The sequence below is a fragment of the Methylobacterium sp. Leaf106 genome (assembly GCF_001422895.1).
GTDB classification, from domain to species: domain Bacteria; phylum Pseudomonadota; class Alphaproteobacteria; order Rhizobiales; family Beijerinckiaceae; genus Methylobacterium; species Methylobacterium bullatum.
This window is the reverse complement of the sequence record NZ_LMNB01000012.1, coordinates 485,132-499,070: the sequence shown is the minus strand read 5'-3', so window position 1 is coordinate 499,070 and position 13,939 is coordinate 485,132. Positions and strand designations below refer to the sequence as shown.

General features: G+C 69.6%; 11 protein-coding genes. 6 read left to right on the top strand and 5 right to left on the bottom strand.

Features of this window, described 5'->3' with window-relative positions; genetic code table 11:
• Window positions 1-150 precede the first annotated feature (150 nt).
• Both ASF34_RS10095 and ASF34_RS10090 read right to left on the bottom strand, forming a co-directional pair.
• Window positions 151-573, bottom strand: a complete 423-nt coding sequence (locus tag ASF34_RS10095) for a hypothetical protein (protein WP_056160855.1) — start codon at window positions 571-573, stop codon at window positions 151-153.
• Between the two features lie 71 nt (window positions 574-644).
• Window positions 645-1,304: a hypothetical protein gene (locus ASF34_RS10090; protein WP_056160853.1), complete on the bottom strand. Its 660-nt coding sequence runs from the start codon at window positions 1,302-1,304 to the stop codon at window positions 645-647.
• A 155-nt stretch (window positions 1,305-1,459) separates the two neighbouring features.
• On the opposite strand from ASF34_RS10090, the gene ASF34_RS10085 reads away from it, so the two are divergent.
• The 3 genes from ASF34_RS10085 to ASF34_RS10075 all read left to right on the top strand — a co-directional run bounded on the left by ASF34_RS10085 (window position 1,460) and on the right by ASF34_RS10075 (window position 4,934).
• Window positions 1,460-2,128 (top strand): response regulator, encoded by a 669-nt coding sequence (locus tag ASF34_RS10085; RefSeq protein ID WP_056147747.1) that lies wholly within the window; start codon window positions 1,460-1,462, stop codon window positions 2,126-2,128.
• A complete protein-coding gene (locus tag ASF34_RS10080; protein ID WP_056160851.1) occupies window positions 2,125-3,525 on the top strand; it encodes an ATP-binding protein in 1,401 nt (466 codons plus the stop codon). Before ASF34_RS10085 ends, ASF34_RS10080 begins: the two co-directional genes overlap by 4 nt.
• A gap of 221 nt (window positions 3,526-3,746) precedes the next feature.
• On the top strand, window positions 3,747-4,934 hold the full coding sequence (locus ASF34_RS10075; RefSeq protein WP_056160850.1) for an FAD-dependent oxidoreductase: 1,188 nt from the start codon (window positions 3,747-3,749) through the stop codon (window positions 4,932-4,934).
• A gap of 6 nt (window positions 4,935-4,940) precedes the next feature.
• On the opposite strand, the gene ASF34_RS10070 is transcribed toward ASF34_RS10075, so the two are convergent.
• The gene (locus ASF34_RS10070; RefSeq protein ID WP_056160848.1) at window positions 4,941-6,452 is read right to left on the bottom strand and encodes a glucosamine inositolphosphorylceramide transferase family protein; all 1,512 of its coding nucleotides are present in this window, start codon (window positions 6,450-6,452) and stop codon (window positions 4,941-4,943) included.
• A 295-nt stretch (window positions 6,453-6,747) separates the two neighbouring features.
• On the opposite strand from ASF34_RS10070, the gene ASF34_RS10065 reads away from it, so the two are divergent.
• Together ASF34_RS10065 and ASF34_RS10060 are read left to right on the top strand one after the other, a co-directional pair.
• On the top strand, window positions 6,748-8,871 hold the full coding sequence (locus tag ASF34_RS10065) for a GumC family protein (protein WP_056147760.1): 2,124 nt from the start codon (window positions 6,748-6,750) through the stop codon (window positions 8,869-8,871).
• Between the two features lie 76 nt (window positions 8,872-8,947).
• Complete coding sequence (locus ASF34_RS10060) at window positions 8,948-10,183, top strand: VpsF family polysaccharide biosynthesis protein (protein ID WP_056160846.1); 1,236 nt, start codon at window positions 8,948-8,950, stop codon at window positions 10,181-10,183.
• On the opposite strand, the gene ASF34_RS10055 is transcribed toward ASF34_RS10060, so the two are convergent.
• Window positions 10,143-11,351: a glycoside hydrolase family 5 protein gene (locus tag ASF34_RS10055; protein WP_056161164.1), complete on the bottom strand. Its 1,209-nt coding sequence runs from the start codon at window positions 11,349-11,351 to the stop codon at window positions 10,143-10,145. The two genes, ASF34_RS10060 and ASF34_RS10055, sit on opposite strands and share 41 nt — an antisense overlap.
• Window positions 11,352-11,392: 41 nt before the next feature.
• Window positions 11,393-12,616 (bottom strand): DUF1972 domain-containing protein, encoded by a 1,224-nt coding sequence (locus ASF34_RS10050; protein ID WP_018041801.1) that lies wholly within the window; start codon window positions 12,614-12,616, stop codon window positions 11,393-11,395.
• A gap of 166 nt (window positions 12,617-12,782) precedes the next feature.
• Between ASF34_RS10050 and ASF34_RS10045 the strand changes: the two genes are divergently transcribed.
• Window positions 12,783-13,934 carry a glycosyltransferase gene (locus tag ASF34_RS10045; protein WP_056160844.1) on the top strand — a complete coding sequence of 384 codons (1,152 nt, stop codon included), beginning with the start codon at window positions 12,783-12,785 and terminating at the stop codon, window positions 13,932-13,934.
• Window positions 13,935-13,939: the final 5 nt, after the last annotated feature.

The window sequence follows — 13,939 nt, the reverse complement described above, 5'->3', positions numbered from 1 at the left end:
CTCGGGAGCCAAGGCCTCGGGTCGATCGGAGCGGCAAACCCCAGCCCGAAATGAAGGTTCCTCGGCGGGGATTGAATTCTGCGTGAGCGTCGAAGCCCCGACACGGCAGACAAGATCAGCCGTGTATTCGGTATGTGGAATACTCGGCCTCTAGACCGCGATACGCTTTTCTTTCCGGATCCCATCGTCGTCATGGACATGGACGTCGAAGGTCTCTCCGTCCCGGATGCCGCGAATCTCGAAATGCCTCGGCTTGCGGATCGGCGGTCCTTCGACGCGGTAGCCGGCATCGCGGACGAGGCGCAGCGCCGTGTCCGGATCGCCCTTGCCGTGCCCCTTTTCCGGCCGCGCGATGATGCGCACCGCACCGTCGGCGAGGACGAGGCGGGACACCTTGATCTCGCAGGGCGTGACCTCGCCCTCGACGGTGACGGTGTCTCCGACCCTCGGCATCCCTTCCGACACCGCTTTGGGACCGAGATCGGCGAGACTCCTCGTGCCGTTCCCCTCCAGCGCGAGGCGATGGCCGAAGACGGCCCAGACGATTCCAGTGGCGGTCGCGGTCTTTGGCATTGTCGTCGATCCCGATGATGGAGAAGGCCTCAAGCCCTCCCCCGGAGGTCCGAGGGAGGGAAATGTCATCGTCAGAAGCTGCGCTTCTCGCGAATGTCGCCGTCGAACCCGGCATGGAGCAGGCGCTCGCGCCCGTCCTGGCCCTTGGCCGCCATGTCGAGATGGCGCGGACCGCGCCCGGTGACGCGGATGTCGGTATAGCCGGCCGCCTCGACCTTCGCGGTGAGCGCGGGTGCATCGATCTCTGGGCCGAGGCCGACCTTGTCCTTCGCCCAGTCGAGGCCACCGGGCTTCGGGCCGCGCGCCGGACCGAGCACCACGGTCTTGCCATCGGCCCGGGTGAGGAGGGTGGCGTGGAGGAAGCCGTTCTCGAAGCGGCCCTGCACCGTGACTGCCTCTCCCTTGGTGACGAGCGTGCCGCCCTCGCCCTGCTTGCCGGTCTCGACCAGGGCACGGCCGGAGCCGTCCTGCAGGATGAACTTGTTGCCGAAGATCTCGGCGACGTCACCCTTGGCGGCGATGGCGGCCGAAGGAGCGAGCTGTGCAATGGTGACCGGTGCGACGGGGGTGAGGGTCACGCCGGAATTCTGCGCCAGGGAAAGGCCGACGGCCCCGAGGGCCAGGGGAGCGGCGATGGCGCCGACGATCCAGCCGCGGCGCGAGCGACGCGGGGCGGCGGCGGGGCTCGGCATCTCGGTGGCGGTTCCGTCGATGGTTGTCTCGGTCGTCATGGTGTCGATGTCCTGGAAAAGCGGATCCCCTCTCGGGTTGACGCCGTTCTAGGCTCGCCCCTCCAACCCGATCTGAACCGCGCGGTTCAGCCCCGGTTAAAGCGCGGCGCGTAGGCGCCGGGGCTGCCCCTGCATCCCCAAGGATATGGATTCCGATGAAGCTCCTTCTGGTGGAGGACGATGCGGCGCTCGCCGCCGAGATCGCCAAGGCCCTGCGCGCCGAGAACTTCGCCCTCGACCACGCGGTCAACGGCGAGGACGGCCAGCATCTCGGCGAAACGGAGACCTACGACGCCGTGGTGCTCGATCTCGGCCTGCCCAAGCGCGACGGCGTCTCGGTGCTCCAGGCCTGGCGGGCCGCCGGGCGGACCGTGCCGGTGCTGATCCTCACCGCGCGGGACGGCTGGAGCGACAAGGTCGCGGGCTTCAAGGCGGGGGCGGACGATTACCTCGTGAAGCCGTTCCGGGTGGAGGAACTCGTCATCCGCCTGCGCGCTCTGGTGCGCCGCGCCTCGGCGCACGGGGCCAACCGGATCGTCTGCGGACCTCTCACCTACGATGCCGGCCTCGGCACGTTCGAGCGGGATGGCCTGCCCCTCAAGCTGACCGGGCTCGAATGGCGGGTGCTCTCCTGCCTGATCCTGCGCAAGGACGGGGTGGTGCCCCGTGGCCAGCTGATCGAGCGGGTCTATGACGGCGACGCGGAGGTCGATTCCAACTCCGTGGAGGTCATCATCACGCGCCTGCGCCGCAAGATCGCGCCGGCCCGGATCGAGGGCGTGCGCGGCCACGGCTACCAGCTGGTGCCGGGGGAGGCGGCGTGACCCGGCCGCGACCTCCCCACGGACCGGCTCCCCACGGGCCGCCTCGTCCGCATCGCGGCTCCCTGCAGCGGCGGCTGATCCTCGCCGCCCTCGTCCTCGTCACCGTCGCCCTCGTTGTGGCGGGAATCGCCATCGGCTTCATCCTGCACCGCTTCGTGCGCGGCCAGCTCGACAGCCGCCTCGACAGCCAGATCGTCGCCATCGCATCGAGCCTCGAGCGAGGCCGCGACGGCCGCCTCGCCCTCGGGCGCAACCTCGACGGCCCGCCCTTCGACCGCGACCGGTCGGGCTGGTCCTGGCAGGTCCGGCAGGGAGACACGGTCCTCCGCTCCGGCTCCCTCGAAGGCCGCGACCTCACCGTCCCCGAAGACGACCGGCCGGATGGCGGAGGCCGGCACCGCGACCGCCCACGCCCGGCCGACGCCGTCGATCCATGGGGCAACCCCGTGATCCTGCGCATCCTCGCCCTGCCGGATGCGGCGGGGATCGGCCCGGCGACGATCGTCGCCTCCGCGCCCATGGCGGCCCTGCGCGGCCCCGTCCGCGAGGCGAGCCTCACCCTGGCGCTGATCCTCGCCGTGCTCGGCCTCTGTCTTCTCGCCGGCCTCGTCGCGCAGGTGCGCCTGGGCCTCCGACCGCTGGAACGCCTGCGCCGGGACCTCGCCGAGATTCGCGCCGGCAAGCGCGCACAGGTGCCGGAGACGCAGCCGGCGGAGATCCGCCCCCTGGTCCGCGAGGTGAACGCGCTGCTCGGCGAAAACGCGGCGAATCTCGAACGGGCACGCACCCATGTGGCCAACCTCGCCCACGGGTTGAAGACGCCGCTCGCGACCCTGACCATGGCGCTGCGGGACGGGGAGCGCGATCCCGACTGCCGGCTCACGACTCTGGTTTCGGGCATGGACGGGCAGATCCGCCATCATCTGCGCCGCGCCCGCTCGGCGGCCCTGGGCGGGGCCACCCGCGAGAGGACGGCGCTGGAGGCGCCCGTGTCCGATCTCCGCTCCACCTTCGCGCGGCTCTATGCCGAGAAGGGCATCGCCTTTTCGGTGGAGGTGGCGGACGGCATCGCGGTGGCCTGCGACGGCCAGGACGTCGACGAGATGCTCGGCAACCTCATCGACAATGCCTGCCGCTGGTGCCGGGCGCGGGTCCGGATCGCTGCCGCGCTCAACCAACGGGGCGTCACCATCACGGTCGAGGATGACGGGCCGGGCCTCGACGCGGACGCAGCCGCCGGGGTTCTCGGGCGCGGCAAACGCCTGGACGAGACCGTGCCCGGCCACGGGTTCGGCCTGTCGATCACCACGGAACTGGCCGAACTCTATGGCGGCACGCTTCGTCTCGACCGCGGAAGCTTCCATGGTCTTCGCGCGCGGCTCGACTTGCCGAGGTAACTCGCCGACGTAACTTGCCGGCCCGGCTCGAAACGGCAGTGTTAACCGCACGGATTCTTTAGGCTGACGGCGCACCTTGATCGGGACGGAGCGGGCGGCATATGCCCTGCTGCGAGGGGTTGTCTGGACCCGCCTGCGCCGCGAATGCGTGCCAAGATGGCACGGCAGACGCACGGGGCGGAGGAGAGGCGGCCCATTCGGGCTCGGGCGGGAGGTTCTGGATGTCTGAGATCCATCACGACGTCATCGTCATCGGAGCAGGCCTCGCCGGGACTACCGCGACCATTGCGCTCACCAGGGCCGGTTACGACACGGCGATCATCGACACTCACGCGGTCTATCCCCCCGACTTCCGGGCGGAAAAGCTCGGCGTGCCGCAGATGGACCTGTTCGAGAAGCTCGGCTTCGGCGAACTGGCGCGGGCCGTGACGACGCCGGTGGACGAGGTCTGCGTCACGCGCTTCGGCCATCTGGTCTCGCGGCATGCCGTGCGCGAATACGGCGTCCATTACACGCCCCTCATCAACGACCTGCGCGGCGCCCTGCCCGCCTCCTCGCCCCTGGTCATCGGGCGCGTGGCGGAGATCGAGACCGGCCCGGAACGGCAGACGGTCACCCTCGCCGATGGCAGCGTGCGCACCGCGCGGCTGGTTCTCCTGGCCACCGGCCTCGGCGACGTGCTTCGGCGCAAGGTCGGCATCGGCAGGACCATGATCAGCGAGAAGCACTCCCTGTGCTTCGGCTTCGACATGGCGGCCCCGCCCTCGTCCTTCGGCTTCGAATCCCTCACCTATTACGGCGAGAGCGCGGACAAGACGGTGGCCTATGTCACGCTCTTTCCCATCGGCGCGACGATGCGGGCCAATCTCTTCGTCTACCGCGCGCTCTCCGATCCCTGGGTGAAGGAGTTCCGCAAATCGCCCGAGGCGCTGATGCGGCAGGCCATGCCCGGCCTCGCCCGCCTCTGCCCGGACCTCACCGTCACGGACCCCGTGGAGATGCGCCCCATCGATGTCGTCCAGGCCGCCGATGCGGAGCGCGATGGGGTCGTGCTCCTCGGCGACGCCTTCCTCACCCCCTGCCCGATCCCCGGGACCGGGATCGGAAAGGTGCTCACCGATGTCGACCGGCTCTGCTCCGAGCACCTGCCGCGCTGGTTCGCCACCCCGGGAATGGGCAAGGACAAGATCGCCGAATTCTACGCCGACCCGATCAAGCAGACCTCCGACCGGCAATGCCTTCAGGCGAGCCTCTATGCCCGCCAGATCACGGTCGGCAGCGGTGCGGTATGGACCCTGCGGCGCCTGCGCAACCGCGTCGGCCGCTACGGCTTGCACGCCCTCCACCTGCTGCGCACGGCCTTCGCCAGGCCGCGTGGACCGGCGATCGGGCGCACCAAGACCGTCTGAGCCGGGCTATCGCCCCCTGCGCCAACGGGGGGAGCGGGCCGAGCCGTCGATGAACTCGTAGGCCGAGGTCCGGTTGAGGGTGTGAAGACGGGTGCCGGGAAAGAGCGGACCCGAGCGCAGGATCGTCTCCACGGTCTGCGCGTAACCCTCGTCGTCGAGACGGTCGATCCGCGCCAGCGCCAGGGCCTCGCCATAACCCAGGCGGCAATCCTGGACCGGGCGGATCAAGACCCCATCCCGCTCGACGATGCGTCCCGCCGGCCGCGCGGAGGCGATGTCGATGAGGACCGGATTGCGAGCGTGCGGCGTCCAGGGACCTCGGAAGTCCGGCGCCGACCAGAGATGCAGGCTGTCGTGGTAGGAGCCGAGCACCGTCCCTCCGCCGACATCGGCGGCCTGATCGCGCACCGTCGCGAACATCCACCAGCGGCCGTCCCGCTCCAGCAGGGTCGGATCGCTGGCCGTGATGCCGCTGAGCAGCGTCGCTTCCCTAACCCAGCCGCCTGGAAAGGCCGTGGCCCGGTAGAGGTCGACCGTGCCGTTGGCGCAGCTCTCCGGAATCATCCAGAACGACCCGTCGCGCTCGAATACGAACGGATAGGACAGGTGATACGGCTCCTCCAGCACGGGGACCGGCGTTCCGATGGGTCCGTTCCCATCGAAGGCCACAGCCGAGATCAGCGCCTTGCCCGTCGCGTGCGGGAAGTCCTCGACGAAGAGGATGGTACGGCCCTCGTGCTCGATCCCGAACGGATCGGCGTAGAAGCGCAGGCCGTCATCCGCCAGGTTGTGCCAGCCGGACGAAGGATGCGCATGCAGGTCCACGAGATCCGGGCCGGCCAGCCGGCGCCAGCCGACGCGCCAATGGGGCGCGCGATAGCAGAGGTAGTAGAGGCGCCGGACGACGAGCCGCGCCGCCATCTTCGCGGCGCGGGTCCCGATCGTCTTCACGGTCAGGGCGGGCGCCTCCGGCGCCACCGGGACGCCGTCCCGGAGAAGCGGCCGGGCGCCCGAGAGCGCGCCGACGATGAGCGTCATGCTGCGGATCAGCCCGTCCTCGAACGCGGTGAGCATGGTGCCGCGATCCTCGGCGCCGAAGCGCCCGGAGGCGATGATCCTCCCATCCGTGGAAAGGGCCGCCACGGGAGAGCGGCCGGCGAGAAGCGCGGCGAGAAGCGCGCCCTCTCCCGCCACGCCGTCGAAGCCGAGGCGCCAGACCGGAAGGTCCGGGCCGCCCTCCGCATCGCCACAGAGATCGAGGATGCATGACGCCCCCGCCGTGGGTTCGGGATAAGCAGCGAATGCGCTCACCGGGACGGGGGCGGACAGACCGCCGAGGGACAGCCGGTTCAGCAGAGCTTCCAGGCGGAACAGCAGCGCGGCATTGTCCGGTAGGCCCCCCGGCCCCGGCGAGCGGTCGACCTCAACGTCCAGCCCGGGAAGTGCTGCGAGCCGTTCCAGAAGGCGGAGATGCCAGCGGCGGGGAGCGCGTCCATCGAGCCTCAGTCGCAGGCGCATCGTCGTCGGTCCCCGGACAGTCGAAAGCCGAGGCCGAAAGCCACGGAATGGCGGGATCGGTCCGACGCAGGACGCCCCCTCATGTCTTCCCGCTACACCATCACGATTGAGAAACCCTTCATCGCCCTCGGCATAAGCACCGGCGGCGGGATTACTTTAATGGTTCGCTAACCATGCCCGACACGAAGGGGGCCGAGATCGGGGAAATCCCCCGGTGTTGGTGAATCGTCAGTAAAGTCGGATCATGCCTGTATCCGAAGGACGGGCTGTATCCCGGCCACGGCCCGAGCATCCGATGGCACAGATCGACAGACATATCGCGGCGGCGGATTGGATCGGTCGATCCAGCATCGACCGGCCGCCCTCCTCCGAGCCCGACAAGAGCGCCGAGATCGGCGATCTCTGGCGCATCCTCACCGTGCGCCGGGCCTGGGTGCTCGGAACCGCCGCGCTGCTCACCTTCATCGCGGTGGCCTACGGCTTCCTCGCACCGCCGCTCTACGCGGCCACGGCCCAGATCCTGATCGACCCGCGCGACAAGCAGATCGTCACCAACGACGTCAATCCCGTCGCCATGGCGCCGGATGGCGGTGTGATGCAGGTAGAGAGCCAGGCGCGGGTGATCGAATCGGATTCGGTCCTGACCCGTGCCGCCCGCGATGCCGGATTGCTCGACGACCCGGATTTCGGCGGCGTCGGCACCGGCTTCCTCAGCTGGACGCTGCGCACCCTCCAGGGCGAAGGCGCCGCACCCGCCACCGATGCCGCCGCCGAGGCCCGGGCCGTCCGCGCCCTGCGGCGCAGGCTCGCGGTGAAGCGCGCCGACAAGGTCTTCGTGGTGGATGTCGTGGTCACCGCGGGCAACCCGGACAAGGCGGCCAGGATCGTCAACGCCATCGCCGCCGCCTACCTCAAGGACCAGACCTCCGCCCGCGCCGACGCGGCCTCGCGGGCCTCGTCCGAGATGGCGTCGCGCCTCGACGACCTGCGCAAGCGCGTCAACGTCGCCGAGAACAAGGTCGAGACGTTCAAGGCCGAGAACGGGTTGATCACGGCGAGCGGCCAGCTCATCAGCGAGCAGCAACTGGCCGAGAGCAACAACCGCATCGTGGCCGCCCGCGCCCGCACGGCGGAGGCGCGCACCCGGCTGCAGCAGATCAAGGACGCGCGTGGAAGTACTGCATTCGGACCGGACACGGCCCCGGAGGCGATCCAGTCGGCGGTGATCGAGCGCTTGCGCAGCCAATATGCGGAACTCGCGAGCAAGGAAGCGGATCTGCGCACCCAGCTCGGCAACCGCCACCCCTTCATCGAGGCGGTGCGGACCCAGATGCAGGACGTCAAACGCCTGACCGAGACGGAGCTGACCCGCATCGCCCGCTCCGCCGAGACGGATTACCAGCGCGCCGTCGCCAACGAGAAAGCGCTGACCGCGAATCTCGACGAGCTGAAGCGGGGCTCCATCGTCACCGGCGAAGCCTCCGTGCGCCTGCGTGAGCTCGAACGTGAGGTGGATACCAGCCGGGCCGTCTACAGCAACTTCCTCAACCGCTCGCGCGAGATCCAGGAACAGACCGGCATCGACACCACCAATGCCCGCGTCATCAGCTGGGCCCGTCCGCCCGCCGAGCGGAGCTGGCCCCTGCGCCTCCTGCTGTTCGTCGGCGGCCTCGTCAGCGGCCTCGGCCTCGGGGCCGGCCTCGCCTTCGTGCGCGAATATCTCGATCCCACCGTCCTGTCCCGGCGCCAGATGGAGCGGCTCTCCCACACCTCCGTGGTCGCCACCTATCCGGAGTTCAAGGCGGGAAGCGAGCGTCCGGCCAGCGTCGCCGCGAGCCTGACCCTCGACCGGCTGGCCAGCGTGCGCGGCCAGATCCACCCGCCGGGCCAGGCGTTGAGCGTGCTCGTCACCTCGGCGGCCTCGGATACGGCGGACCGGCGCTCGACGATCCATCTCCTCGCGGCGGTGGCCACGGCGCGCGGCGAGCGCGTGCTCGTGGTCGAGGCGGACCTCGAAGCGACACCGGAGGAGAACGCCTCCGGCCCCGGCCTCATCGAGGTCCTGCGCGGCGAGGTCGGGATGGCGGCGGCGGCCAAGGCGGATGCGGAGAGCGGTGCCGCGCGGATCGGCATCGGCGATCTCGCCAAGGCCTCGCGCGAGGCCCTGAGCCGGGCCAATATCGAGCAGTTCCTCGCAGCCGCCAAATCGAGCTTCGACCTCATCCTCATCGATGGCGGCGTGCTGACCGGCAACCTGCGGATCGGGCCCCTCGCCGCTGCCAGCGACCGGCTGCTGATCGTGGCGAAAAACGGCGCCACGCGCCAGCGCGACCTCCTCGATATCCTCGACATCTCGGAAGTGCTCGGCCGGCCGGTCTCGGGCAGCCTGTTCGTCGATCGCTACGCGGCGGCGGCGTGACGGGCGGACCATGAGGAGCGCGGTTCATTCCCCGGCCCGAGGACGGAAGGAAGCCGGAGCGGCGTCGCGCAGCCCGATGCCGTTCGGCCTGATCGCCCTCACCGTGCTGATCCTCGGCGTGTCGGGCGGCATGTTGTGGAATGTCGGGATCAATTACGACGGGCTCACCGGCGCGGCGCCGCAGAAGATCCATCCCTCGACCTATCTGGTCATCGTCCTGTTCGGCTGGGCCGCGCTGAAGTCGGGCAACCCGGCGGGCTACCTCGTCTATGCCGTGCAGGTGCGGCCGGCAGGAATGCTGCTGGCCGCGTGCAGCATCGGGCTGTTCCTGCACATCGTCCTGCGCAGCGGCCCCGGCATGGCGGGGGCGCTGGACACGTTCCTGCTGCCGGGCCTCTTCGTCGTCCTGCTGGCCGACCGCGACGCGCTCACCTGGAGGCGCCTCGAACTGACGGTTCATGCGGTGCTGCTGGTCAACGCCCTGCTCGGCCTCACGGAATTCGCGACGAAGACCCTGTTCTTCCCATACCGGCTCGACGGTCAGGTCTTCGCAACCGATACGCGCTCGGCCGCACTTCAGGGACACCCCCTCGGCAACGCCACCCTCACGGCCTGCTACGTCCTCGCCCTCATCGGGGGAGGCGGACGCATGACGGTTCCGCAACGGCTCGCGATGATCGGGCTGCAACTCGCCGCCCTCGTGGCCTTCGGCGGGCGCTCGGCCATGGTGGTGACGCTGATCTTCGGCGGAGGCTACGGTCTCTTCGCCCTGCACAAGGTGCTGAGCGCGGGCCGGATCCCGCTCCTGGCGGCGGCGGCGGGGATCTTCCTGTTCACCCTCGTGCCCCTCGGCATCGGCGGCCTCGCGGCCGGCGGGTTCTTCGACGCGCTGCTCAGCCGGTTCATGGCCGATGGCGGCAGCGCCAATGCTCGCGTGGAAATGCTCGACCTCGTCGCCAGCATCCCCTTCCGCGAATTGCTGGTCGGCCCGGATATGAGCCTCGTGGATTCGCTACGGCGCGTGAGCGGGCTCGAATGGGGCATCGAGAACCCCATCGTCCGGACCCTCGTCTACCAGGGCATCTTCATGACGGTGCTGCTCACCGTAGCGGTGACGCTCTACATGATCGAGCTGGTCCGCCACTGCCGCCCCGGCACGTTCCTGCCCGTCATCGCCTTCGTCATCCTGGTGAACACGTTCGAGGGGATCGGCGGCAAGACCACGCTGCTCGCCAAATTCGCCATCCTCCTCCTCGGCCTGTTCCACGCGGTCAGCGATCGTCCGCCGGGAGGCGCAGACCAAGGGCGGTGACGATGGCCGGATCGAGCCGCTTGGTTGCATCGTCCATCAGCCCCATCCCGTCGAACAGGTTCCAGAACGCCCAGGGGAAACCCTCGGCCTCGGCCGCCTCCCGCACGTCGCGGACGTAGCGCGCCCGGTCCTCCGCATGGGAGGCGACGTAGCGCGCATCGCTGCGCAGGGCGCCGAACTCTCCGAGGACGATATTCGCCGGCGCTATGCCGTGGCGGCGGGCCCATTCCCCAACCATGGCGAGGTGGCGGGCGAGGTATCGTTTGTCCGGCTGGGCGGCGAAGTACTCGCCGAGCTTGGCCTCGGTCAGGGTGTAGGCGTCATGCTTCGCCTCAGCCGACAGGCCGGCATCACCGGCCATCCTGGCCTTCACGGCGGACAGCGTCGACTCGAGGCTGCCGGCGGAGGCGGGCCAGGGCACTGCGTTGAGCGCGCGGTAGACCGGCTCCCGCATCCAGGGCGCCCCCTGATGGCTGAACAGGTAGGGCTCGTAATAGTGGAAGGTGAACAGCAACGGCGCGAAGCGGGCCAGCGGCGCGGGGTCGAGGGCGGTGAGCCCGGTGATCATGCTGCCGCAGGCGCCGCAGGCCACGAGGGTCAGGCGCGGGGCGACCCGGCGGGCCTCGCCAAGGAGGTCGTCCTGGATCGTCAGCCACGATGCCGCGCCGCATCCCTGCGGCGGCTCGTTGACGGGCTCCAGAGCCAGCCGCTCCGGGGCGATCCCCTCCAGCAGTCGGGCGAGGTCGGAGACGAAGCGGCGATAGGCGGGAAACAGCGGCGCGCCGGGATCGCCGTAGAAATTCTGCGGGTTCCAGTGATGGGTCGCGCCATTGGCCTGCACGTTGACGAGGACCGCGAGATCCGCGCGCAACGCCGCCTCCACCGCGGCCCTGAGGTCGGCCATGAGACGCTCGCGCTCCTCCGGCACGGCGGCGGCGAAGGGACCGGGATCGACGGGCAGGCGCAGGAAGTCGAACCCGGCCGCTCGCAGACGGGCGAGGTCGCGGCCGGTCGGGACGGGCCGGCCCTCCTGGAACGGCGGCGTCCCGTAATCCGTGCGGGGGGCCGGAAATTCCCGCGTCAGGGAGAACCACGGCCAGGTATTGACGCCGTGCTTCAGGCGGAGCGGCGGCGTGGCGGCGGCGGCCGGGACCCGTGCCGCCGTCAATGCCGCGGCCGCGAGGATCGCCCTGCGCGTGGGCACTGGCCTCACGAAGCGCGATCTCGGCTCTGGCCTCCCATCGCCATCGGGGCCGGGGGGAGATGGGCGGACGAGGTGCCGGAGTGCTTCGACTCCTGGCCCGCCGGCGCGGCGAAGCCCCCGAGCGCCGTCGCCTCGGCCTCGTACTGCTTCAGGATCTCCGACCATTCGAAGCGGTCGGCAGCACGGGCGAGCGAGGCGACCCCCGCCCGTCTCGCCGCGCCATCGTCCGCGATCAGGGTTTCGATGTGCCGCTCGCAGGCATCCGCATCGGCGAAGTAGAACTGCTCCTCGCCCGCCGTCCCCCGGTTGAACGGATTGTCGTGGGCGACCACCGCGTTGCCGGCCCACAGAGCCTCCACAAGGGACGGGTTGGTGCCGCCCACCGTATGCCCGTGCAGATAGGCCCGCGCATGGAAGCGCAGGGATCTGATCGTCTCGGATTCATAGATGGCGCCGGGAAAGAGCACCTCGTCGCTGGCCGCCTCCCTCACGGCGCGATGATAGGGATTGCTGTCGGAGAGCGTGCCGAGGACCACGAGCCGCATGCCCCGCACCTTGCGCGAGAAGGCATCGACCATGGTGAGGATGTTGTTGTCGGGCTCGATCCGGGCGATCGACGTCATGTACCGCCCCGGCTTCAGGCCCATGGCCTCGATGGGCCCGGTCGGCGCCGCCGAGATCGGATCGCCGCCATACGGGATGGTGGCGATGGCGGATCGCGGACGGCGCGTGGCCACATGGTCGGCGATGGCGGGGTGGTCGGCCACGAGGCGGTGCGAAGACCAGGCGGCGATCCACTCATTGGTCCAGAACCAGGCGCGCACCGCCATGGACCATTTCGGCCGCTTCCACTCGATGCCGTCCATATTGGTGATAATCTTCGCGCCGGAGAGGCGCAGATACGGCAGGAAGACCGCCCCGTTATAGCCGAGGACGAGGCTGACGCCGCCCCGCCTGGCGGCATCGCGCACGCAATGCCAGTCGAAATCCAGGGTCGCCCGCGGGCCGCTGGTGGAGACGGCCACATGGATGAGCTCGACGCCTTGCCAGGTGGTCGTGCGGAAACGCTCGCTCACCGCCTCGACCTCGTCCTGGCAATAGACCGCCACATGCCAGCCGCGCTTCACGAGAAAGAGCGCGAGCTTCTCGGCGAAGGTTTCAAAGCCGCCATGGGATGCGGGAATGCCACGCGTCCCCAGGATCAGCAGAGAGGGCTTGTGCGACGGCATCCGAGTCTCCTTTAGCCCCCAACCGTCCCGCGACGGGACACGAGAAACATCTCCAGGCAACCATGCCCCATGATTACACTGGGTGAGGTTCTTGCCCGGTAACGATTGAAAACATCGTGGCATGTCATCTTGGGGCAGTTCAGGTCGGGATTAGGGTCGAGTCGGCATGCGCATCACCTGCGTCCACCAGGGATACGAACTCTACGGGTCCGACCGCAGCTTCGTTGAGAGCGTGCGGATCTTTCGCGCGGCCTATCCCGCCGCCGTCATCGACGTCGTCCTGCCCCGCACCGGCCCCATCGTGGCCGCCCTCGAAGGCGTTGCCTCGCGGATCGTGTTCGAGCCGCTCTGGATTCTCCGGCGGCGCGACCTGCCGCGCCTCGCCACCCTCGGCCTGCTCACGCTGCCGGTGGCGATGCTGCGCGCCTGGCGGCGGCTGCGCGCGAGCGACCTCGTCTACATCAACACCTCGGTGGTGGCGGATTATCTCCTGGCCGCCCGGCTCTGCCCCGGCCGTGCCATCGTGCATGTCCACGAGATCCCTCAGGGCGCCACCCTGAAGCTGCTGCGCGGGCTGATCCGCTGGAGCGGGGCCGATATCGTGTTCAACTCCCGCGCCACCGCGAAGGCCTTCTCGCTGACCTCCAAGGTCGCCATGCGGGTGGTCTATAACGGCATTGCGGGTCCCGAGACGCCACCGGCCTCGACCTATGACGGCTCGCGTCGCCTGCGCCTGCTGATGCTGGGCCGGATCAGCCGCATCAAGGGCCAGGAGATCCTGGTCGAGGCGATCCGCTCGCTGCCGCCGGAGGTGCGCGCGCGGCTCGAGGTCCGCATCGTCGGCAGCGCCTTCGAGGATACGGCGCGCGAAGAGGCGCTCGGCCGCCAGATCGCGGATGCGGGACTCGGCTCGATCATCCGCCTGTCTCCCTTCGTCGACGATCCATCCGATCTCTATCGCTGGGCCGACGTGGTCACGGTGCCGTCGCGCCTGCCGGAATCCCTCGGCCGCGTGGCGATCGAGGCCATGGCCTATGGCCGCCCCCCCGTCGTGTCCCGCATCGGCGGGCTGACGGAGGTGGTCGAGGAGGGGTCGAGCGGCTGGGTCGTCACGCCCGACGATGCGCCGAGCCTCGCCTCCGCCCTGGAGCGGATCGTGACCGATCCGGCTTCATGGCAGGACTTTCCGGCGGCCGCCCGCGCTCGCTACGCGGCTCTGTTCGGCGAGGCCGCCGCAGCGGAAGGGCTGGTGGCAATGATCCATGCCCGCATCGGCGGTCGCGCGGGCGTCGATGCCAGCGCCGTCGCGGCGAGCTGAATCGT